Genomic DNA, 20,855 nt, shown 5'->3' with positions numbered 1-20,855 from the left:
GGCACGGCGCAATGGCCCAAAACCGTGGTTCTGGTTAAAATTTGGCCTGCGTTGGGGGGGTAGCTCAGCTGGGAGAGCGCCGCGTTCGCAATGCGGAGGTCGGGAGTTCGATCCTCCTCCTCTCCACCAACCGACACCGAAAAAGGCCTTGGCATCCGCCAGGGCCTTTTCCTTTTGCGGCTCAGGTGTCGAGCGTCAGGTGCTGGCCGTGCAGCGCGGCGGCCGCCGGCGAAGCGAGAAAGCCGATGGTCTGCGCGGCGACCGAGGTCGACACCCACTCGGCCGGATTGGCGTCGGGCATCGCCTGGCGGTTCGCGGGCGTGTCGAGCACGCTCGGCGCCACGCTGTTCACGCTCACGCCGTGCGGTGCCGCTTCCGCCGCCATGGCTTCCACCAGACGCTGCAGCGCGCTCTTCGAAGCGATGTACGCGGCCATCGCCGGCAGTCCACGTGCGGCGACCTTCGCCGTCACGGCCACGACGCTGCCCGCGCGGCGCTCGATCATCGAAGGCAGCACAGCCTGAGTCACCGCGACGAACGACCATGCGTTGAGATTCATCATCCGGTCCCAGCTCTCGCGCGAGAGCGCATGCGTGGCCTCACCCATCTCGAAACCACCTGCGATGTGCACGAGCGCGTCGATCTGCCCGAAGGACTTGAGCGCCTGCGCGGCAAGACCGGCCATGCCGGATGCCGAGGTCACGTCGCCCGCGAGCAGCAGGTGCCGCGAGTTGTCGAGGCCCGGAAAGACTTCGGCGAGCCGGTCTGCGTGATGGTCGACCAACGCAAGGCGCGCGCCTTGGTCAAGGAAATGCTGGGCCACTGCGCGGCCCAGCGCGCCAGCCGCGCCGGTGATCAAGACATGGGACGTGGTGCTCGCATCGGTCATCGAAATTCTCCTGGTTGAGGGACGTGGTCCGTCGGGTGTGGCGCATCCTAACGCTGCAACTCACAAATTTTTTGGACAAGATCAAAATCTGGGATATACTCGTGGTCTTGCCAGAAAACACTAAATGTTTTCAAAGCAAGGGCTCTTAGCTCAGTTGGTAGAGCAGCGGACTCTTAATCCGTAGGTCGAGTGTTCGAGTCACTCAGGGCCCACCACCAACACTAGGAACTGCGCGGTTCTCGCGCTATTTCTTAAGAAGCACTGTTTTGCAATTGCGAAACGTGCTCCGCAAACAGAGAAACCTCCCGTCGAAAGACTGGGAGGTTTTTTCTTTTCCAGCTTGTCTGAAAAAGCCGCGCATCACAACACAACAGCGGCCTCAAATCGAGATCGCGCAATCAGCCAAGGCGGCAGTACCCCTTGCTCGGACGACGCGATGATTGCTGCGAGGTTCAGCGCCATGGCCCAAGTACCTGCCACCCTGATCAAAGGCTGGGGGTCGAGTACAATCCCGCAACGCTCAATGGTTCTGAGCGCTGTCCTCCGGGGCAAGCTGAACCCCATACCAGCGCGTCGAAGTCACTACGACGAAGAAAACAAAAATGACTTCATGCAAAAGAATTTGCCGTAGCGTGGACCGCGTAAGAGTTCACGACCACATTCCCGAAGCCCGCCTTGTGCGGGCTTTTTCGTTGGTGCGCATGCGCTGCCAGCCAGCACTGCATAGCAGTCGCGAAGCAGCTGCACTACTTGGGCGTGCTCTTGGAGTACAGTCATAAGTCCTCAACACGGAGCCCGCAAGGGCAGGACAAAATGGCCACACCGGAAGAGGCAACGACCACCGCTTCAGCTGCAAACCTTCTCGGAACAGAGATGGCGCTGACGGCAGCTCTCAGAGCGCTCATCAAAACCCACCCCCAGCCCAGCCTGCTCGCACAAGAACTTGTGCAACAGCGGCAGTTTTCTCAGGCTCATCTTGAAGCAAGTCCTGTATCGGACAAAGCGTTGATGGGCTTCGAATTGACCTGGGCAATGATCCTTCACCAGGATCCCGCGCAAGACGTCCAACTCGTGCCCGCGTCCTAGCGGCAACGCCCGTCGGCCATCTTGGCTCACTGCGTCGACGCGGGTGCGTCAGGTGTGTTCTTGCGTGCCTCGCCGCATGCGCACCTGCTGCCACCAAGCAGGACTTTCTTCACAAACGCACAGACCTTGCTGAACAAGTCTGTGCGTTTGGCCGAACCGAACCCATTCCTGTCTCGCCCCAACCTTTTCCGAACGCGCTGAAAAGTGGAGATTCAAGCCGTCGACCGCTCTTCTGGAGCGGTCGATACAAACCCGGCGCTGCGAACAGCGCGCCGGCATGGCTCGATCGAAAACTATTGACAGGGGGAACTGGCAATGAACCAGTTGACGGAAATGAAGCCCATCGCACTCGTGGGCTGCGACAAGGTACGGGCGGTGATGCTGAGCGAAAAGCTCCGGTCCATGGGACATGTATCCGCGACATTCGACCGCGGTGCCGACTTCCTGGTGGCGCTGGGAAGCGGCAGGAAGTTCAGCCTGCTCCTGTTGACGCTGCAGGACGAGGGCGGATGGACCGGAATCGTTGCCATGTGCAAGGTGCTTCATGTGCCCGTACTCCTGGTCGTCGACGAAGCACAGCGCCATATGCCGGTCGACGAACTGGTCGCGGTACGAGAAGAAGCTTCGAAGGATCACGCCATCGACTTCATCGTCTGGCCAATCAGCGATCTCGATCTGGACTGGCGCATACGCACCCTCGTCCGCCGCATGGAGGTGTCGCCCGCTCCGCCTGTGCGCAACATCGATCTCGCGTTCGACCGCTATCGTTTTCTCGGACCCAACCGCGTGGTCATGAATGACGATCAGGAGGTGCGACTGAAGCCCCGCGAGTTCGAACTCGCGCTATTGCTCTTCCGCAACAGCGGCCAGTTGCTGGAGCGGGACTGGATTCTTTCGTTGCTCTGGGGTACCGGCGTGACGCGCAAGGACAGCCGCGTGCTTGATGTCTGCATGTCGGGCATCCGCCGCAAACTTGCCCTCTCGAGGGAGAACGGCTTCATCCTGCACACGGTCTACGGACGCGGCTATGAACTGGGACGAGTACTGCAGCCGACGCATCAGCCGCAAAGAACAGGGGCCTTCACCAGCCTGCGCGTCGAGGAAGCTCACATCCCGGCGATGTGATTCGCGCCCCAAAGAAGGGGCAGTGAAGGGGCAATGACACCGCGCAGCGGCAAGCTCAGGGTGCGGCGCCTCGCCCGGCAGCCCAGTCATCGACAAAGCGCATGAGCGCCTCCTGGTGCTCACCGATCTCAGCGGCGAGGTACTGGCGTGCGTGCTCCTGGGCGAGTTCGCTCGACAGGAACCACTGTTCACGCGCGAGACTGCCCTGCAGTGGCGGCGTGCCCCAAGCCGCGTTTCTGCTGCCAAGAAAGGCCTCTGTCACCGGCAAGCGCCCGTCGGTCTTGCCAAGCTCCGACAGCGCATTGCGCGGGCCGCCCAGGGTAACGCGAACCCGGAGGATGTCTTCGTCCACGTCGATGGAAGCACCCAAACCACCGGATTGATGCACCTGCCAGAGCTGCGCCGCCGAAGCGTTGCGAACCCAGCTAGCGAGTGCCTTGGCCAAACTTTCGAGAACGATTTTTCTGTTCATGAGGAAATATTCCACATATTTGTCGACTTATTACGCCGCGGAGGGGCACGACCTGCAAAAGCTCCCTGTGCGACATGGCATCTTGCAATGGCTGTCACGCATCACAAGAACATCAAGACAGGGGAAACAAACTCGAAGCTCAAAAGCTCGTTCAGACCCGCTCATGCGGGTATTTTTTTGTCTGCTCGCAGCCTGAATCGACAGCGACGCCAGGGAACCACAAAATGAACCGGCAACGGCGTGCGGCTTCGGGGGTCGGCTATATTTCTTGCCATGGAAAAGGCTTCCGACATAGGCAAACCCACGGTACCCATCGACTTGATCGGACCGGACCACTGGCCTCGTTCGCGGCGCGGCAACGGCCGCACTGCCAAGGTAATCGCTGTCATCGTGGGGGGAATCGCGGCCGCAGGACTGGTCGCCTACCGCTTCTTCGGTGTCGGGCGCTGACCCGGCCACTGAATGAGCCAAAGCCCGCTGCCTCGAAGACAGCGGGCTTTTTTATGGGCACGGACATAAACGAGCATCACGGTAGAGCCCCTAGTGCAGCCGCGAACCCTTGGGCAACCGCTTCGCCAACCACTCGTGCACATCCGCACGAATGCTGCGGCCTTCGAGCAGAAAGTTCTCGAAGCGGCTCGGCACGTAGGGCAGGTACACCAGCGGCATGCCGGCTTCTTCCGGTGTGCGCGCGGCCTTGCGGTTGTTGCAGACGGCGCACGCACTCACGAGGTTGGTCCATGTCCAAGGGCCGCCGCGTGATTCAGGCATTACATGCTCGCATTGCAGGTCGCGTTCCTGGAACACGCCTGCGCAGTAAGCGCAGGTGTGGCGGTCGCGGCGAAAGAGCTTTCTCTTGGTAACGCTCGGCACCACGTCGAAGAGGTTGATCTTCGAGGCCCCGCGCAGCGCGATGATCGGTGCCACCTCGACGCGAGACTGCATGCCGCGCGCCACGTTGAAGCCACCGCGCAGGGTGGCAAGCGGCAGGTCACCGTCTTCCCAGGCCACGGAGCCGGTGGCGTAGTGCAACACCGCCTGCTCCAGCGAGGTCCAGGCTTGCGGCGTGCCCTGAATGTCGAGTTGCAGGACGTGAGGATGCATATATCGCCTCCTTTCGCGGCGATGGTCGTCTTGGCGACGTTGGATGAAATCCAGATAACGATGGGGTGCACGAACGGAATCGAACCGTCGTCAGCGGGACCACAACCCGCGGCTCTGCCATTGAGCTACGTGCACCACGAAACATGAGTTGCTTGCTGTCAGGCAGCCGCTACCACTCGCCGACTGCGCGCACGCGCTGATCGAGATCGAGGCCCTCGAGCTGAGGCTCGCGACCAGGCAATGCATCAGCACCTTCCAAAGCACGCCGAGCATCGGTCACGATGCCGAATCTGCGGGCCAGGGCCAGCACCATGCGCTTGCGCGGCTGTGCGGGACGCACGGTGATCATCCGGATCGGGGTGTTGCGCTTGCGCATGACGGCTCCTTGGTTGATGTGACAGCAAACAGAAAAAACTGGCCCCACGTGCACGACTCGAACGTGCAACCCCTTGCTTCGTAAGCAAGTGCTCTGATCCATTGAGCTAACGCGGGTCGAAAAACGGGAATCGAAACTTGCCCGCCTGCTTTCCATTCCGGTTGTGTCCTCACGCGACGGACAGCGCTGGGCGCTGCCCCGTACGACGTCGCTGCACAGGAGTGATCAATTCCTGCACATCCCGCCAGACCGTCTACGCGGTGGGCTCTGGCGGTGTGGTGAAGGCACACCCGGAATGGCCAGGCACGGCCAACAACAAACAAAACAAAAAGGCCCGGAACCTTTCGGTGTCCGGGCCTCTGCTGAGAGAGCTTGGAAGGTATGCGCCTATGCGCAACCTCCACCCGGTAGCACCTGATCCTCGACTTTTCCAACGCGCAGGCTGCCTGCGGCTTTTGTGGAATACGCGTGGCTCTGGTGCTGATTCAGTCGGATCGACGGCATGCCGCCGAAACCACCGCACGCCCCGACGCGCACGAGCGATCGACCCGAGGCGGGTCGATTGCTGGTGAAGGTCAATGCGATGTTCACGATGGTTCCTGGGTCAAAGATTGCCGCTGCCGGCCGTCAGGGGTTGGGGGAAAAAGTGCGGTTTGGGCCGCGAATGAAGCCGACTGTAAATAGTGTTTACGGCACCGTCAACAACCGGGACAATCTTTTTTTCTCGTTGTTGTTTTTGAACAGTGCCCAATACCACCGTCGCGCGTCGCCGCAATGCCCTCGCGCTTCATCGCCGTTTTCTCGAAGAGGCCGTTGCAGCCGGCCTGCCCGCCAAGGGGCTGGACCAGGCGTTCGCCAAGAAGATCGAAATCTCTCCCAGCATGTGGAGCCAGATCAAGAGTGCCCGGCCCATCGGCGACAACCTGGCGCGGCAGATCGAGCGGCATTGCAACGTGGAAGCCGGCTGGCTCGACAAGGAAGACCGTCCCAGCGAAGTGCCCGATGCAGCGGAAGAGCGCTTCATCGCGGCGGCACGCGAGGCATGGCGCAGCGCCAATGCCAAGGGCAAGAAGGAACTCACCGGCTGGCTGAAGAAGCGCGCGCAGGACGCAGTGCCTGGCAGCGAGTCCGCGCACTAAGCAGCGAGTGCTCAGCCCAATTCGGGCGCGTTGCGCACGATGGCCGCGCGCATGTCGTCCGGTATGGCAACCGCGCGATGGGTTTCCAGCGACGTAGTCACCAATACCTGCTGCATCTGCATGCGCACTTCACCGTCGGCCGGATCGAAGCAGCGCACGCGCAAAGTCATCGAACGCGAACCCAGCCGCTCCACGGCCAGCCCGAGCATCACCTGGTCGCCCATGCGGCTCACGGCACGGAAGTCGACTTCGAGCTTCACGGTGGGCAAGCCGATTCGCCGCTGTGCCACCAGCCCGTGATAGCTGAGGCCGAGGCCTTCGTTCACCCAGTCTTCGACGAGGCCGTTGAGCATCACAAAGTACTGCGGATAGAAGACGATGCCCGCTGGATCGCAATCCGAGAAGCGGATCAGCCGCGGCCGGCAGAACTCGTTGCCGTTGCCCATGCTCAGCCCTCCTCACCCGCCGGCTCGCCGCGCATCACATGCACCCGCAGCAGGCCGAGCTGCGTGTGCAGCTGCTTGACCGTCTTCATGTCGAGCCCCGAGAACATCTCGAGGATCCACTGCTCGTGTTCGCTCGCCATCGTCTCGAAGGTGCGGCGGCCCGTGGGCGTGAGGCTCACGATCCATGCGCGACGATCGTCGGGACTGGGGGCGCGCGCCACCATGCCTTCGCGCTCGAGCTCGTCGGTAAGACCGGTGACGTTGCCGCCCGTCACCATCAGGTAGCGCGACAGCACGCGCATCTTCAGGCCGTCCTTGTAGCGATAGAGCTGCGCCATGTAGTCGAAGCGTGCCAGCGAAATGCCGAAGCGCTCGCGCAGCCGGCGCCGGATCTCGGCTTCGATCTGCGTGGTGCTGGCCAGCATGCGCAGCCACAGCTTGAGCATCGCGTGGTCCTCGTGGCCCGCGCGCGCCTCGTGCCCGAGTTCTTCGGCATCGCTCAGCGCGGCGTGGGAAGCGTCGTTGCGTGTCATGTCACCTCTCCTCCGGAAACCGAGATCGACTGCCCCGTGACCGACGCCGCGCCCGCACCGCACAGCCAGCGCACCGCATCGGCCACCTCGGCCGGCTGCACGATGCGGCGCTGCGGGTTGACGCTCGAGAACTCCGCCAGCGCATCGGCCTCGCTGCGCCCCGTCTTGCCGACCACGTTGGCCACGCTGTTGCGCAGGATGTCGGTGTCGGTATAGCCCGGACACACCGCGTTCACCGTGATGCCCTTGCGCGCCACCTCCAGCGCCAGCGAGCGCGTGAGCCCGACCACGCCATGCTTGGCCGCGGTATAGGCCGCCACGTACGCGTAGCCCTTCTGCCCTGCCGTGCTCGCGATGTTGACGATGCGGCCCCAGCCGGCATCGAGCATGTCCGGCAATGCGGCCTGCGCGCAAAGAAAACTGCCCGTGAGATTGACCGACAGCATGCGCTGCCAGAGATCGAACGAGGTCTTGAGGAACGGCGCACTCTCTGCCGCGCCAGCGTTGTTGACGAGGATGGCGACCGGCCCGCGCGCGGCGCGCGCTTCGGCGAAAGCGGCCTGCACCGCCTCCGGGTTCGCCACATCGGCAGCAGCCACGCCGTGCCCGGCGCCTTCGAGCGAATCTGCCACTCGCTGCAGTGCCTCGCGGTCGCGCCCCAGCAGTGTCAGGACGGCGCCCTCCGCGGCCAGGGTGCGGGCGATCTCGGCGCCAATGCCGCGTGCGGCACCCGTCACGAGTGCATGGCGGCCAGTCAGTGAATTTGAGTGCATACCTGAATGTTTTAGTTCTGAATCATTTTAGCGGAGCAGGCGGACGCGGGGTGTCACCGCATGAAACGGCCGCCGTTCAGGTCCAGGGTGGCGCCGGTCATGAAGGCCGCCGCGGGAGACGCGAGATAGACCACGGCAGCTGCTACTTCCTCCGGCAAGCCGAAACGCCCCATTGGAATGCCTGCCTGCAGCGCCTGTCGGCGCGCGGGGTCCAGCGCATCGAGCAACGGGCCCTGGATGACCGCCGGGGCCAGCGCATTCACGGTCACGCCATGCGGCGCCAGTTCCTGCGCGAAGGAGCGCGTCAGCGCCAGCAACGCGGCCTTGCTGGCCGCATAGTGCACGCCGGTCGCCGCGCTGGCCTGCTGCCCCGCCATCGAAGCAAGGTTGACGATGCGGCCCGCGCCGCGTTCACGCATGTGCAGCCCGGCAATGCGGCAACCGAAGAAGCTGCCGCGCAGGTTGATGGCGAGCACGTCGTCCCATTCCTCAGGCGTGATGTCCCAAAGCGAGGTTGTGGGCGTTCGGGCCGCGTTGTTGACCATGATGTCGACGGCGCCGAAGCGGGCCACGGCCTTGTCGAAGCAAGCAGAGAAAGCGCCCTCGTCACGCACATCGAGTTCCATCGCGAGCCCGCCGGTCTCTTTCGCCGCCGCATCCACGCCTGCAAGGTCGATGTCGGCGAGCGCCACGCGCGCGCCCGCCTCATGGAGTCCGCGCGCAATCGCCATGCCCAGCCCACGCCCCGCACCCGTCACGAACGCCACGCGGCCGGCAAGGGGGAGCGCTGCGTTCGTCATGCGCCTAGCTCCTCGCGGGGCGGCCGTCCCAGGTCAGCGGGCCCACGCCGCGCTCGCGCAGCTTGAACTTCTGCACCTTGCCGTTCTCGGTGCGCGGCAGGTCGGCCAGCACGTCGATGTAGCGCGGCACCGCGAAATAAGGCAGGCGCCCCTCGCAGAAACGCGCGAGCTCGGCAGGGTCGACCGGCACGCCTTCTCGCGCCACCAGCGCGGCCATCACCTCGTCTTCAGCCAGCTCGGAGCGCACCGGATACACCGCGCACGCGGCCACCCCCGGATGGCTCAGCAGCACCTGCTCCACCTCGAATGAAGAGATGTTCTCGCCCCGCCGGCGGATCGCGTCCTTGATGCGGTCGACGAAGCGAAAGGCTCCATCGGCATCGCGCACCACGCGGTCACCCGTATGGAACCAGAGATTGCGCCACGCCTCGACCGTCTTCTCCGGCATGTTGAAGTACCCGCTCGCAAAGGCGTAGGGCTCGTCCGCGCGCAGCAGCAGTTCGCCCGCTTCGCCAGGCGGCAGCGCCACGTCGTCCTCATCGGCCACGCGTGCCTGGAAACCCGGCCGCAGCCAGCCCATGACGGCGCCGCGCGGCGAATCGGGCGCTGTGGCAATGGCGAAGTTGGTTTCGGTCGAGCCGTAGCCCTCCAGCAGCGACACACCCGTGCGCGCCCTGAACGCCGCCCCCGCCGCGGAAGGCACGCCCGGCCCGAGCCCGATGCGCACGCGATGATCCCTCTCCCCCGCCCCTTCCGGTTGCGCGAGCAGGATCGGCACCATCGCGCCCAGCAGGTAGACCACCGTCGCGCGACTCGCGCGCATCGCCGGCCAGAAGCCCGACGCCGAGAAGCGCTGCTCGAACACCACCTCGGCCCCGGTCAGGGCGGCCTGCGCGAAGGTGTTGAGTGCGTTGATGTGGAACAGCGGCAGCGTGGAGCACAGCACGTCATCGGTCCCCACGCCGAGCACCTCCGCGCTGTTCACGCCCCACCAGAAATACTGCGCATGCGGACAGATCACGCCCTTGGCAGGCCCGGTGGTGCCGGAGGTGTACAGGATGGCGAGCGGATCGCCCGGCTGCACCGGTGCGGCCTCCAGCGCGTCTCCTGCCTCGGGATACGGCACCAGGCGCACGCCGGCGGGCGCCGACCACCCGACAGCGTCCGCGTCCCCGACGACCCAGATCTCGCGCAGCGCCGTGCGCCCCAGGTCCGCTGTCGCAAGCCGCTCGACGAATGCGGCCTCGATGACCAGCAGCTTCGCCTCGCTGTTCGCCAGGAAGTATTCGATCTGCGGCCCCATCGATGCCGTGTTGACCGGCACCGTCGATGCGCCCAGCCATCCCGCGCCAAGAAAGCTCTCCAGGAACTCGACGCGGTTGCCGCACATCACCGCGATGCGGTCGCCACGCGCCACGCCTGCGGCCGCCAGCGCACCGGCGCGGATGGCGGCAACCCGCGCCGCATCGCGGTGGGTCCAGGCATGCGCGCCGATGCGCAGCAACGCGCGCGCGCCGAACACCTCGGCTTGCCTCAGCAGCATCGCGGGCAGCGTGCGCCGGGCAGGCGGCACGGCGCGGGCGTCAGTCGTCATCGTGCGTGCCTCCGCCGAGATAGGTCGCCTGCACGCGCGGGTCGCTGGCCAGTTCGGCCGAGGCACCCGACAGCGCGATCTCGCCGGTCTCGAGCACGTAGCCCTGGTCCGAGCTTTCCAGCGCCGCGCGTGCGTTCTGCTCCACCAGCAGGATCGACACGCCGTCTTCCCGCAGCTTGCGCACGATGGTCAGGATGTCGCGCACGATCAGCGGCGCGAGGCCGAGGCTGGGCTCGTCGAGCATCAGCAGCCGGGGCGCCGACATCAGCGCGCGCCCCACCGCCAGCATCTGCCGCTCGCCGCCCGACAGGGTGTCCGCGCGCTGCGACCTGCGCTCGGCCAGGCGGGGGAAACGGTCGTACACCGACTGCAGCCGCTTCTTCATGGCATCGCCGCGCAGCCGCTTGGCGTAGGCGCCGAGCTGCAGGTTGTCGAGCACGGTGAGCTCGCCGAACAGCTCGCGCTTCTCGGGCACGAGGCACAGGCCACGCTCCACGCGCGCCTCCACGTCCAGCCCCTGCAGGTCCTCGCCTTCGAAGCGCAGCGTGCCCTTGCAGGGCAGCAGGCCCATCGCCGCGGCCAGCAATGTCGTCTTGCCTGCGCCGTTCGGCCCGATCACCGAAATGATCTGCCCCGGCTGCAGGTCGAGCGAAACACCGCGCACCGCCTCGACCTGCCCGTACGACACGTGCAGGTCGCCAATCTCCAGCATCGCGGTCATACGACGCTCCCCAGGTAAGCCGCCTGCACGCGCTCGTCGGCGCGCACCGCCGACGGCACGCCCTCCACGAGCTTGGAGCCGAAGTTCATCACCACCAGCCGGTCCACCAGTTTCATCACGAAGTCCATGTCGTGTTCGACGATGAGGATGGTCACGCCTTCCTCGCGCAGCTTGCGCAGCAGATCGCCGAGTGCCATCTTTTCCTTGCGGCGAAGGCCCGCTGCGGGCTCGTCGAGCACCAGCAGCACCGGGTCGGCGGCCAGCGCGCGCGCGATTTCCAGGATGCGCTGCGTGCCCAGCGGCAGGCTGCCCGCGAGTTCGTGCGCGCGGTCGCCCAGGCCGATGCGGTCGAGCTGGCGTTGTGCCTCCTGCAGGATCTGCCGCTCTTCCGTGCGGTCCAGCCGCAGCCCGGCCTTCAGGATGCCCGAGCGTGTGCGCGAGTGCGCGCCCAGCGCCACGTTGTCCAGCAGGCTCATGTGCGGCCGCAGCTTCACATGCTGGAAGGTGCGCGCCAGGCCCAGCCGCGCCACTTCGCGCTGCGGCATGCCTGCGATGTCGTGGGCCAGGAAGCGCACCTGGCCCGAGCTCATCGGCAGCGTGCAGGTCAGCAGGTTGAACATGGTCGACTTGCCCGCGCCGTTGGGCCCGATCAGCCCGACGATCTCGCCGGCCTTCACATCGAAGCTCACGTCGTTCACCGCCACCAGCCCGCCGAAGCGCTTGACCGCGCCGTTCACCGACAGCACCTGCGAGCCGCGCTCTGGCAGCGTGCGGTGCGGCAACGGCTCCACGGGCGGCGCATCGTGGCGCGAAGGCCCCTGGGCGCCGCCGCGCCGGCGCGTCCAGCGGCGCAGCAGCCCCATCACGCCGCCGCGCGCAAAGTGCAGCAGCAGGATGAAAAGCGCCGCGAAGGCCACCGCCTCCAGCTGCCCTGCACGCTGCGTGAGCATGGGCAGCACGTCCTGCAGGCCGTTCTTCAGCACCAGCACCAGCGCGGCGCCCACCAACGCGCCGGCAAGCTGGCCCAGGCCGCCTGCCACTGCCATCAGCAGGTACTCGATGCTTGCGCGCACGTCGAAGGGCGACGGGCTCACGAAGCGGTTCATGTGGGCATAGAGCCAGCCCGCCAGCCCCGCGAAAAGCGCGGCCGTCACGAACAGCGAGAGCCGCACGCGGTACGCGTCCGCCCCCACGCTCGCCAGCAGCGTCGCGCCGCCGCGCAGCCCGCGAATCGCGCGGCCCGGCCGCGACTGCAGCAGGTTGTAGCTGAACAGGCAGGCCAGCCCCACCACCACCCAGATCAGGTAGTACATGGCACGCGGATCGGCCAGCGACCAGCCCGCGATCTGCAGCGCCGGAATGTTCGACAGCCCCGTGTGCCGCCCGAGCGCGTCGACATTGCCGAACAGCATCGCGATTGACAGCCCCCAGGCGATGGTGCTCAGCGGCAGGAAGTGCCCGCCCAGGCGCAGCGTCAGCATGCCGATGGCCAGCGCCGACAGCCCCGTGAGCAGTAATGCGAACAACAGCCCGATCCAGGGCGACATGCCCTGCGTCGTCGTGAGCCACGCGGTCGCATACGCCGCGATGCCCACGAAGGCCGCCTGCCCGAAAGAGGTCGCGCCGCCCACGCCGGTCAGCAGCACCAGACCCAGCGCCACCAGCGCGCCGATGCCGATGTCGTTCAGCAGCGAGACGGTGAAGCTGCCCGCCACGGCCGGCACCAGCGCCAGCACCACGACCAGCCCGGCGATCCACGCCATGCGTTTGCGATTGCCGTTCATTGGTCCACCTCGTCTTCTTCCTCTTCGGCGTGCGCCGCCATGAAGGAGCGCAGCATGAGCACGGGAATCAGCAGGCTGAACACGATCACGTCTTTCAGCGCACCGCTCCAGAACGAGGCAAAGCTCTCCACCACGCCGACCGCGAGCGCCCCCACGGCCGTCATCGGGTAGCTCACGAGCCCACCAATGATCGCGGCCACGAAGGCCTTCAGGCCGATGATGAACCCCGAGTCGTAATACATCGTGGTCACCGGCGCGATGAGCACGCCGATCAGCCCCGCCAGCAGCGAAGCGCAGCCATATGCCAGCAGCGCCGTGCGCACCGGCCGTATGCCGACCAGCCGAGCACCCACCCGGTTCACGGCCGTGGCGCGCAGCGCCTTGCCGGCCACCGTGCGCTCGAACACCAGGAAGAACAGCCCGCTCAGCACGATGGCCGCCCCCACCATCAGCACCACCTGCCCGCTGACGGTGAAGCCGTCGCCCAGCGTGAACACGGCGCTGGTCAGCGGCGTGGTGCGCGAGCCTTCGGGCCCGAAGAACAGCAGGCCCAGGCCCGACAGCAGGAAGTGCAGCGCCAGAGAGACGATCAGCAAAACCAGCACCGATGCATCCGCGATCGGCTGGAACACCACCCGCGCGAGCAGCGGCGCAATGGGCACCACCAGCAGCACGGCGACCGCGATGTGCACCGCCACCGGCACGCCGGGCCGCGCTGCCAGCCATGCGAGCACGCACGGAATGGCCGGCAGCACGCCCCACATCAGCACCGCCTTGGGAATGCGCGCGGCCTCGCCGCGCCGCAGCAGGCTGCCGATCTCGGTGGCCAGCGCCAGCGCGGCCAGCACCGCGACCATGCCGATGGTCGGCGGCACGCGGTCGGTCTCGAATGCCGCGAGCGACAGCGCCGCAAAGGCTGCGATGTCGCCGAACGGCACGAACACCACCCGCGTGACCGAGAAGATCAGCACCAGCCCGAGCCCGGCCAGCAGGTAGACGGCGCCGTTGGCCAGGCCGTCGGTGAGAAGGATGAGCGCCACGTCCCACGTCATCGCGCAGCCCTCCGGAAAGTCGAATGCATGAGGTTCAAGGTGCGAGCTTCCATTGGCCGTTGTCGAGCTTGACGATCACGCGGGCGCGTTCGTCCACGCCGTAGAGACTGCCGGGCTTGAAGGTGTACACGCCGTGCGTGCCCACCACTTCCTTCGTGCTGAAGATGGCATCGCGCAGCGCCACGCGGAACTCGGGCGTGCCCGGTTCGGCCTTCTTCATGGCGCGCGAGGCCGCGTCGGCGAACACCAGCCAGCCGTCGAACGAATAGGCCGAGAAGGCATCGCTGGTCGGCGCGTTGTTGACCTTCTGGAAGACGGCGCGGAAATCGGTCGCGATCTTCTTGGTCGGATAGCTGTCGGGCAGTTGCTCGGCCACGATCACCGGGCCGGTGGGCATCAGCGCGTTCTGGCCGGCCGCGCCGACCACGCGCACGAAGTCGGGGTTGATCAGCCCGTGCTGGCCGTACACGCCGCCCTTGAAGCCGCGCTCCTGCAGGGCCAGGAACGGCAGCGCGCCGGGCGTGCCGGCACCGCCGGTCATCACCGCGTCGGGCCGCAGCGCCACGATCTTCAGCACCTGGCCGGTCACCGATGCGTCGCCGCGCGCATAACGCTCGTTGCTGACCACCTTGATGCCTGCGCCGGGCGCGGCCTTCATGAGCGCGTCGTAGACCAGGTCGCCCCAGGCGTCGGAGAAGCCGATGTAGCCCACCGTCTTCACGTTGTTGCGCTTCATGCGCTCGACCACCGCGTCGATCATCAGCTGCGTGGGCTGCGCCACGGTCATGACCCAGGGGTTGTCGTTGGGGTCGAGCAGGATCGGCGTGAGGCCGATCATCGGCGTCTTCGCTTCCTTGCCCACCTGCGCCATCGCTATTGCCGCGGGCACGCCCGATGTGCCCATGAGCACGTCGACCTTCTCGTCCTCGATCAGCTTGCGCGCATTGCGCCCGGCGGTGGTGGGGTCGGAGCCGTCGTCCAGCACGATGAGCTGCACCTTGCGGCCGTTCACCTCGCCCTTGTAGGCCAGCGCGGCCTGCATGCCCTTGGCGTAGGGCACGCCCAGCGAGGAGTTCGGCCCCGACAGCGACACGCTCAGGCCGACCTTGAGGTCGGCCGCCAGCGCGCTCGCAACGCCACAGGCGGTCAGCACCGCGGCGAGTGTGCCGCGCGTCAAGGTCTGCATCAGGCTCTTCATGTCGTAGCTCCGGTAAGGATGGTGTTGGAGGGAACAGGTAACTCAGATGAACAACTGGATGGCCGGCAGCGCGCGTGCCGCGTTGAGCAGGTCGATGCGCTTCTGGCGGATCGACCAGCCGGCGGGTGTGCGGACCAGGTGATGGCGGGCGGTGCCGCTCAACAGGATCTGGTCTTCGCCGCGCGCCTCGACGTAGAGGAACGGCGTGCGCAGCCATGCCTGGCCGCCCTCCTCGCGCTCGATGCGCGAGGGCTGCAGCACATGCTGGCTGTGGCTGGCCGGGTGCTGCGAATGGGCGCGCGGGTTCTTCAGGCGGTCCACGCGCAGCTGCAGCAGCAGCCGGTCTTCGTAGGCCAGCGAGTTGTGCGAGAACGGGTCGGCCTGCGCCGCGCCCAGCAGCGGCACCCAGTAGTGGCCGTCTTCCGCGAAAAGGGCCAGCCACTCGTCGAGCCGGCGCTCATCGAGCAGGGCCGCTTCATGGGCGACGAAATCGCGCGGGTCCGTCATTGCACGGCCTCCATGCCCGCCGCCATGGACTTCGCCCATGCACGGAACTGGTTGCGCATCAGCAGTTCGTTGGTGCCGTTGGTGGTGACCGTGGCCTGCTGCGTCTCGGCCGGATCGTGGTTGCGATGCAGGCTCACCCATTCGTTGCCGCCGGCGCGCAGGCCTTGCTGGATGCTCTCGAACAGATGCACGTCGTCATGCGCGACCACCGACATCGGCGAGAACACGAGCCGGTTGTAGCTCATGGCGCGCTCGAACAGCAGTTCCGGCGCACCCGCAGCGCGGAAGCTCCAGGCCTCTATCAGCGTGCGGTTGGCGGCCAGCGGGCGAATCACGCGAATGGCCTGCGGCGAGCCCTTGACCGACAGGCTCGGATAGAAGACCGAGTTCTGCGGCGAGCGCTGCAGTATCTCTGCGGCACGCTCCTCACCGTGCGCGGCGCGCATCGCGGCTTCGTACTCGGGCAGTTGCGCGTAGTTGGAGTGGATGCTGAAATTCACCCCCAGCACGCTGTGGCCGTTGGCGAACACGCGTCCGCCCATCTTGTCGAAGAACTCGTAGCCCGAGCCGAAGGGCAGTATCTGTTCCATCGCCATCGGCTTGGAGTCGGTGGGCGCATGGCCTTCCCACAGCGCCTCGGCCGCCTTGGTGGCCGACTCGTGCGTCGACATCGGGTGCACCGTGTCGTTGATGTTCTCCAGGTACATCTTCCAGTTGCAGTGGACGATGTTGCGCAGCACGCCGCCGCCCACCGTCAGCTTGCCTTCGGGCGAGCGGTCCACCATGTTGTCGATGGCGCCCAGCACCTCGCCGAAGTAGTCCTCGAACGAAGGCCCGCTCTCCGACAAGCGCACGAACACGAAGTCGCGGTACACCTTCACGTTCTTCACCACCGACAACCCCTGCCCCGACTCGCAGGCCTTGAGCTGCGTGCCCTCGTAGCCGTTCTTCAGCGGCAGCCCGAGCGGCGCGCCGTCGAGCTTGTAGGTCCACGCGTGGTAGGGGCAGCGAAAGAAACGGCCGGTGTTGCCGCACTCGTCCGTCACCAGCTGCGTGCCCTTGTGGGCGCAGCGGTTGTAGAGCACGTGCACGCCGCCATCGGGCTGCCGCACCATGAGCAGCGGCCGGCCCGCGATGTCCTGCGACACGAAGTCGCCGGACTCCGGCACCTGGCTCGCATGACCGAGAAAGACCCAGGTGTTGGCGAACAGGTGCTCCTGTTCCAGCGCGAAAAGCTCCTCGCTGAGGTACAGGTCGCGGTGCACCCGGTCGTCCCGGACCAGCGCCGCGACAAGATCGGGGCGGTTGCGGTAGGTGGTCATGGCGATGTGCTCGGTGGCGTGGGGGGCTACGGAACCAGCTTCCACTGCCCTTTGGTCATCTGCACGATGACCACGCCGCGCTGGTCGGAGCCATAGCGGTCGTCGGGCTTGAAGGTATAGACGCCGTGCGTGCCCACCAGCTCCTTGGTGCTCACGATGGCATCGCGCAGCGCCGTGCGGTAGGCCGGCGTGCCCGGTTCGCCCTTGGTGCGCGAGGCGGCGTCGGCCAGCAGCAGGTAGGCGTCGTAGGTGTACGACGAGAACGCATCCGTCGGCACCGCGCCGTTGACCTTCTGGTAGGCGCTGCGAAAGGCCATCGACACCTTCTTGATCGGGTTGCTGTCGGGCAGCTGGTCGGCCACCAGCACCGGGCCGCTGGGCACCTGCAGCCCCTCGATGGAAGCGCCGCCCACGCGCACGAAGTCCGCGTTGATGAGGCCGTGCGTGCCGTAGATCTTGCCCTTGTAGCCGCGATCGGCCAGCGCGATGTACGGCAGCGCGCCGGGCGTGCCGGAGTTGCCCGCGAACACCGCATCGGGCCGCGCCGCGACGATCTTCAGCACCTGCCCTGCCACCGATGAATCGCTGCGCGCATAGCGTTCGTTGGCCACCACCTTGATGCCGGCCGCGTCCGCGCTCTTCACCAGCGAGTCGTAGGCCAGGTCACCCAGCGCGTCCGAGAAGCCGATGAAGGCCACCGTCTTCACGCCCGACTTCTTCATGCGGTCGACCACGCCCGCGACCATGAGCGGAAAAGGCTGCGACACCGTCACGGTCCACGCGCCCTCGGGGCCGGCGATGGTGACCGGCGTGGGCGAGATCAGCGGCGTGTTCAGTTCCCTGGCCACCGCGGCGATGGCCATGGCGCCGGGCACGCCGGATGTGCCGATGAGCACGTCGACCTTGTCCTCCGTCACCAGCTTGCGCGCATTGCGCCCGGCGGTGGTGGGGTCGGAGGCGTCGTCGAGCACGATCAGCTGCACCTTGCGGCCTGCGATCTCGGGGTGCTCGGCAATCGCTGCGCGAATGCCCTTCTCGTACGGAATGCCGAGCGCCGCGACAGGCCCGGAGAGCGAGCTGATGAAGCCGATCTTCAGGTCCGCCGCCATGGTTTGCGCGGCGGCCAGCGCGAGCGCCGTGGCGCCGAGGATGTGTGTGAGCTTCAGTTTCATGTCAGGGCACCAGCTTCCATTGGCCTTTGTCGAGCTTCACGACGACGCGCGAGCGGTCGTCCGAGCCGTAGCGATCGGTGGGCTTGAAGTTGTAGACCGAGTGCGTGCCCACCAGCTCCTTGGTGCTGACGATGGCGTCACGCAATGCAAGGCGGAACTGCGGCGTGCCGGGCTCGGCCTTGCTGGCCAGCGCACGCTGCGCGGCATCGAGGTAGATCAGCCATGCATCGAAGCTGTAGGCCGAGAAGGTGTCGGTGGGCGGCGCGCCGTTGGCCTTCTGGTAGGCGGTGCGGAAGTCCATCGCGATCTTCTTCATCGGGTTGGCGTCGGGCAACTGCTCGGCCACCACCACCGGGCCGGTGGGCGCCAGCAGGCCTTCGACCGACGGGCCGCCGACGCGGATGAAGTCGGGGTTGATCAGCGAGTGCATGCCGTAGATCTTTCCCTTGTAGCCGCGCTCTGCCAGCGCCAGGTAGGGCAGCGCGCCGGGCGTGCCCGATGCGCCGGTGATCACCGCGTCGGGCCGCAGCGCCACGATCTTCAGCACCTGCCCGGCCACCGACGAATCGCTGCGCGCATAGCGTTCGTTGCTCACCACCTTGATGCCGGCGGCGGGCGCCGACTTCATGAGCGCGTCGTACACCAGGTCGCCCCAGGCGTCGGAGTAGCCGATGTAGGCCACCGTCTTCACGCCGGCCTGCTTCATCTTCTCGACCATCGCGCCCATCATCAGCGGCGCGGGCTGCGGCAGCGTCACCATCCATGCGCCCTCCTCGCCGGCCAGGTCGGCATTGGCGATGGAGATGAGCGGCGTCTTGGTTTCACGCGCCACGCCGGCGATGGCCAGAGAGCCAGGCGCACCGGCCGTGCCGATGATGACGTCGACCTTGTCTTCCTCGATCAGCTTGCGTGCATTGCGCGCGGCGGTGGACGGGTCGGACGCGTCGTCGAGCTGGATCACCTGCACCTTGCGGCCACCCACTTCCGACTTGTAGGCGACTGCGGCCTTCATGCCCTTGTCGTAGGGAATGCCCAGCGACGACACCGGCCCCGACAGCGAAGTGATGAAACCGACCTTGAGATCGGCGGCCCAGGCGCTCGCGGCGCCCAGCGCGCCGATACCCACGGCCACGGCCGCGAGTGTGCGAATTCGGTTCATGACTTTCATGGCGATGCTCCAGAGGTGGTTTTGGTTGGACGTGAGGAAAACTGGAAACTCAGAGGGCGAGGCTTCCGACGCTGGTGCCGCCGCACACGTACAGCACCTGCCCGGTGACGAAGCTGTTGTCGGCATCCGCAAAGAAACGCACGGCGCGTGCCACGTCGGCCGATTCGCCCAGGCGCTTGACGGGCACCGAGGCGGCAAGCGCGCGTTCCTTCTCGCTGCCGGCCTCGACCACGTCGTAGAACATGTCGGTGCGGATCGGCCCCGGGGCCACCACGTTCACCGTGATGCCGTCGGCAGCCAGTTCGAGCGCCCAGGTGCGCGCCATGCCCAGCATGCCGGCCTTGGTGGCCGAGTAGCTGGTACGCGTGGCGAGGCCCAGCGCGGCGCGCGACGACAGCAGCACGACACGGCCGAAGCGTTGCGCGCGCATCGCGGGCAGCGCACCTTGCACGAGCTGTATCGCACAGCCCAGGTGCAGGTCGACCAGCGCATCGAGGTCGTCGAGCTTGACGTCGGGCAGCAGCGCGGCGCGGATGACGCCCGCGTTGTGCACGATGGTGGTCGGTGCGAAGCGCCCCACCAGTTCGCGCACAGCCGCGCTCGTGGCGGCGCGGTCGCTCAGGTCGACCTCGATGCTGTGCAGCTTCGGGTGGTCGATCTCGGCCTTGCGGCGTGCGAGCGACACTACCTCGTAGCCCTGCGCGAGCAGGTCTTCGCAGATCGCCTTGCCGATGCCGGCGCTGCCGCCGGTGACGGCCGCGACCCTGGGTGCGGCGTTGGTCATGCCGAAGCTCCCACCAACGCCAGCACACGCAGCGGGCTGCCGCTGCCCTTCTCGATCTTCAGCGGCGGGCAGATCAGCACGGCGCCGGCCGGCGGCAGCAGGTCGAGGTTGCTCAGGCACTGCAGGCCGTAGCGGCCCGCGCCGTGCATGTAGTAATGGCACGGATACGGCGGCCGCAGGTGATAGCCCTGGCCCGCATCCGTACCGATGGCCTCGGAGCCGAAGCCCAGCACGTCGCGCTGCTCGACCAGGAAGCGCACGGCCGCGGTGCTCGGGCCCGGCGTGTGCTGGCCCGTCTCGTCGAAGTTCTGATACGCCTCGGGGTCGGTGCGCTTGGACCAGTCGGTGCGCATCAGCACCCACGCGCCCTTGGGGATGCGGCCATGCGCCGCCTCGTAGGCTTCGATGTCTTCCAGCGTCAGCAGGTAGTCGGGGTCGTCCTTCACCTGCGGCGAACAATCGATCACACAGGCCGGCGCCACGAAGTGCTGCACCGGAATGGTGTCGACCGAGTTGTTCGGCAGGTCGCGCCCGGAGATCCAGTGGATCGGTGCGTCGAAGTGGGTGCCCGTGTGCTCGCCGCAGGAAAAGTTGTTCCAGTACCAGCCCGGGCCGCGCTCGTCGTACTTCGAAACTTCCTCGATACGGAAGGGCCAGCACTGGCCCATCTCGGGCGGCAGCGCGATCTGCGGAAACTCGGGCGTCAGCGTCTGCGTGAGGTCGATCACGCGGATGCGGCCGCTGGCCATGGCAGTCACCAGGCCGCCCAGGATCTCGGCGGTGGACATCAGTTCGGTTGTCGTGGTCATT

The 20,855-nt window shown here is 66.4% G+C and carries 23 protein-coding genes and 4 tRNA genes; 5 read left to right on the top strand and 22 right to left on the bottom strand.

Translation table 11 applies throughout. From position 1 onward, the window contains the following. The first annotated feature begins 53 nt into the window (after nt 1-53). A tRNA-Ala gene (locus tag WIX39_RS12070) sits at nt 54-129 on the top strand. 52 nt (nt 130-181) lie between these two features. On the opposite strand, the gene WIX39_RS12065 is transcribed toward WIX39_RS12070, so the two are convergent. Then, entirely contained in the window at nt 182-889 is a 708-nt protein-coding gene (locus WIX39_RS12065) for an SDR family NAD(P)-dependent oxidoreductase (protein WP_081266883.1), read from the bottom strand. A 139-nt stretch (nt 890-1,028) separates the two neighbouring features. Between WIX39_RS12065 and WIX39_RS12060 the strand changes: the two genes are divergently transcribed. The 3 genes from WIX39_RS12060 to WIX39_RS12050 all read left to right on the top strand — a co-directional run bounded on the left by WIX39_RS12060 (nt 1,029) and on the right by WIX39_RS12050 (nt 3,100). Next, a tRNA-Lys gene (locus WIX39_RS12060) sits at nt 1,029-1,104 on the top strand. Nucleotides 1,105-1,702: 598 nt separating this feature from the next. Next, nucleotides 1,703-1,975, top strand: a complete 273-nt coding sequence (locus tag WIX39_RS12055) for a hypothetical protein (protein WP_155742437.1) — start codon at nt 1,703-1,705, stop codon at nt 1,973-1,975. Between the two features lie 315 nt (nt 1,976-2,290). After that, on the top strand, nt 2,291-3,100 hold the full coding sequence (locus WIX39_RS12050; protein WP_106935222.1) for a response regulator transcription factor: 810 nt from the start codon (nt 2,291-2,293) through the stop codon (nt 3,098-3,100). A gap of 55 nt (nt 3,101-3,155) precedes the next feature. Here WIX39_RS12050 and WIX39_RS12045 read toward each other — a convergent pair whose 3' ends face one another. The 6 genes from WIX39_RS12045 to WIX39_RS12020 all read right to left on the bottom strand — a co-directional run bounded on the left by WIX39_RS12045 (nt 3,156) and on the right by WIX39_RS12020 (nt 5,643). After that, the gene (locus WIX39_RS12045) at nt 3,156-3,572 is read right to left on the bottom strand and encodes a hypothetical protein (RefSeq protein WP_106935223.1); all 417 of its coding nucleotides are present in this window, start codon (nt 3,570-3,572) and stop codon (nt 3,156-3,158) included. A gap of 540 nt (nt 3,573-4,112) precedes the next feature. Further along, nucleotides 4,113-4,676, bottom strand: a complete 564-nt coding sequence (locus WIX39_RS12040; RefSeq protein ID WP_409195071.1) for an HNH endonuclease — start codon at nt 4,674-4,676, stop codon at nt 4,113-4,115. A gap of 61 nt (nt 4,677-4,737) precedes the next feature. Continuing rightward, a tRNA-His gene (locus WIX39_RS12035) sits at nt 4,738-4,811 on the bottom strand. 34 nt (nt 4,812-4,845) lie between these two features. Beyond that, entirely contained in the window at nt 4,846-5,052 is a 207-nt protein-coding gene (locus WIX39_RS12030) for a short-chain dehydrogenase (protein WP_409195070.1), read from the bottom strand. Nucleotides 5,053-5,091: 39 nt separating this feature from the next. Next, nucleotides 5,092-5,168 (bottom strand) — tRNA-Arg (locus WIX39_RS12025). 271 nt (nt 5,169-5,439) lie between these two features. Next, nucleotides 5,440-5,643: a hypothetical protein gene (locus WIX39_RS12020; RefSeq protein WP_155742439.1), complete on the bottom strand. Its 204-nt coding sequence runs from the start codon at nt 5,641-5,643 to the stop codon at nt 5,440-5,442. A 152-nt stretch (nt 5,644-5,795) separates the two neighbouring features. On the opposite strand from WIX39_RS12020, the gene WIX39_RS12015 reads away from it, so the two are divergent. After that, nucleotides 5,796-6,191: a hypothetical protein gene (locus WIX39_RS12015; RefSeq protein ID WP_106935225.1), complete on the top strand. Its 396-nt coding sequence runs from the start codon at nt 5,796-5,798 to the stop codon at nt 6,189-6,191. Between the two features lie 11 nt (nt 6,192-6,202). On the opposite strand, the gene WIX39_RS12010 is transcribed toward WIX39_RS12015, so the two are convergent. Genes WIX39_RS12010 through WIX39_RS11940 form a run of 15 tightly spaced genes read right to left on the bottom strand, consistent with a single transcriptional unit; the run spans nt 6,203 to nt 20,854 of the window. Then, nucleotides 6,203-6,637, bottom strand: coding sequence for an acyl-CoA thioesterase (locus tag WIX39_RS12010; protein WP_081266890.1), 435 nt, complete (start codon nt 6,635-6,637; stop codon nt 6,203-6,205). 2 nt (nt 6,638-6,639) lie between these two features. Continuing rightward, nucleotides 6,640-7,170: a MarR family winged helix-turn-helix transcriptional regulator gene (locus tag WIX39_RS12005; RefSeq protein ID WP_081266891.1), complete on the bottom strand. Its 531-nt coding sequence runs from the start codon at nt 7,168-7,170 to the stop codon at nt 6,640-6,642. Then, a complete protein-coding gene (locus WIX39_RS12000) occupies nt 7,167-7,943 on the bottom strand; it encodes an SDR family NAD(P)-dependent oxidoreductase (RefSeq protein ID WP_081266892.1) in 777 nt (258 codons plus the stop codon). Before WIX39_RS12000 ends, WIX39_RS12005 begins: the two co-directional genes overlap by 4 nt. A 53-nt stretch (nt 7,944-7,996) precedes the next feature. Beyond that, entirely contained in the window at nt 7,997-8,743 is a 747-nt protein-coding gene (locus tag WIX39_RS11995; protein WP_106935226.1) for an SDR family NAD(P)-dependent oxidoreductase, read from the bottom strand. 4 nt (nt 8,744-8,747) lie between these two features. Then, on the bottom strand, nt 8,748-10,337 hold the full coding sequence (locus WIX39_RS11990) for an ATP-dependent acyl-CoA ligase (RefSeq protein WP_106935227.1): 1,590 nt from the start codon (nt 10,335-10,337) through the stop codon (nt 8,748-8,750). Next, a complete protein-coding gene (locus WIX39_RS11985; protein WP_081266895.1) occupies nt 10,327-11,058 on the bottom strand; it encodes an ABC transporter ATP-binding protein in 732 nt (243 codons plus the stop codon). The genes WIX39_RS11990 and WIX39_RS11985 overlap by 11 nt, the downstream gene beginning before the upstream one ends. Continuing rightward, complete coding sequence (locus WIX39_RS11980; RefSeq protein WP_106935228.1) at nt 11,055-12,842, bottom strand: branched-chain amino acid ABC transporter ATP-binding protein/permease; 1,788 nt, start codon at nt 12,840-12,842, stop codon at nt 11,055-11,057. The genes WIX39_RS11985 and WIX39_RS11980 overlap by 4 nt, the downstream gene beginning before the upstream one ends. Next, nucleotides 12,839-13,894, bottom strand: coding sequence for a branched-chain amino acid ABC transporter permease (locus WIX39_RS11975; RefSeq protein WP_081266897.1), 1,056 nt, complete (start codon nt 13,892-13,894; stop codon nt 12,839-12,841). Before WIX39_RS11975 ends, WIX39_RS11980 begins: the two co-directional genes overlap by 4 nt. A gap of 34 nt (nt 13,895-13,928) precedes the next feature. Next, nucleotides 13,929-15,092: an ABC transporter substrate-binding protein gene (locus WIX39_RS11970; RefSeq protein WP_081266898.1), complete on the bottom strand. Its 1,164-nt coding sequence runs from the start codon at nt 15,090-15,092 to the stop codon at nt 13,929-13,931. Nucleotides 15,093-15,134: 42 nt separating this feature from the next. Next, complete coding sequence (locus tag WIX39_RS11965) at nt 15,135-15,599, bottom strand: aromatic-ring-hydroxylating dioxygenase subunit beta (RefSeq protein WP_106935229.1); 465 nt, start codon at nt 15,597-15,599, stop codon at nt 15,135-15,137. After that, the gene (locus tag WIX39_RS11960) at nt 15,596-16,921 is read right to left on the bottom strand and encodes an aromatic ring-hydroxylating dioxygenase subunit alpha (RefSeq protein ID WP_106935230.1); all 1,326 of its coding nucleotides are present in this window, start codon (nt 16,919-16,921) and stop codon (nt 15,596-15,598) included. The genes WIX39_RS11965 and WIX39_RS11960 overlap by 4 nt, the downstream gene beginning before the upstream one ends. A 26-nt stretch (nt 16,922-16,947) precedes the next feature. Then, entirely contained in the window at nt 16,948-18,093 is a 1,146-nt protein-coding gene (locus WIX39_RS11955) for an ABC transporter substrate-binding protein (protein ID WP_081266901.1), read from the bottom strand. Nucleotide 18,094: 1 nt separating this feature from the next. Beyond that, nucleotides 18,095-19,261, bottom strand: coding sequence for an ABC transporter substrate-binding protein (locus WIX39_RS11950; RefSeq protein ID WP_106935232.1), 1,167 nt, complete (start codon nt 19,259-19,261; stop codon nt 18,095-18,097). Between the two features lie 49 nt (nt 19,262-19,310). Continuing rightward, nucleotides 19,311-20,045, bottom strand: coding sequence for an SDR family oxidoreductase (locus tag WIX39_RS11945; RefSeq protein ID WP_106935233.1), 735 nt, complete (start codon nt 20,043-20,045; stop codon nt 19,311-19,313). Continuing rightward, nucleotides 20,042-20,854: a cyclase family protein gene (locus WIX39_RS11940; protein ID WP_106935234.1), complete on the bottom strand. Its 813-nt coding sequence runs from the start codon at nt 20,852-20,854 to the stop codon at nt 20,042-20,044. The genes WIX39_RS11945 and WIX39_RS11940 overlap by 4 nt, the downstream gene beginning before the upstream one ends. Nucleotide 20,855: the final 1 nt, after the last annotated feature.

It is taken from the genome of Variovorax sp. AB1(2024) (assembly GCF_037482385.2).
In the GTDB taxonomy this organism is placed as follows: Bacteria; Pseudomonadota; Gammaproteobacteria; order Burkholderiales; family Burkholderiaceae_C; genus Variovorax.
Note: the sequence above shows the minus strand (reverse complement) of the source record. Positions and strands in the feature narration are given on the sequence as shown.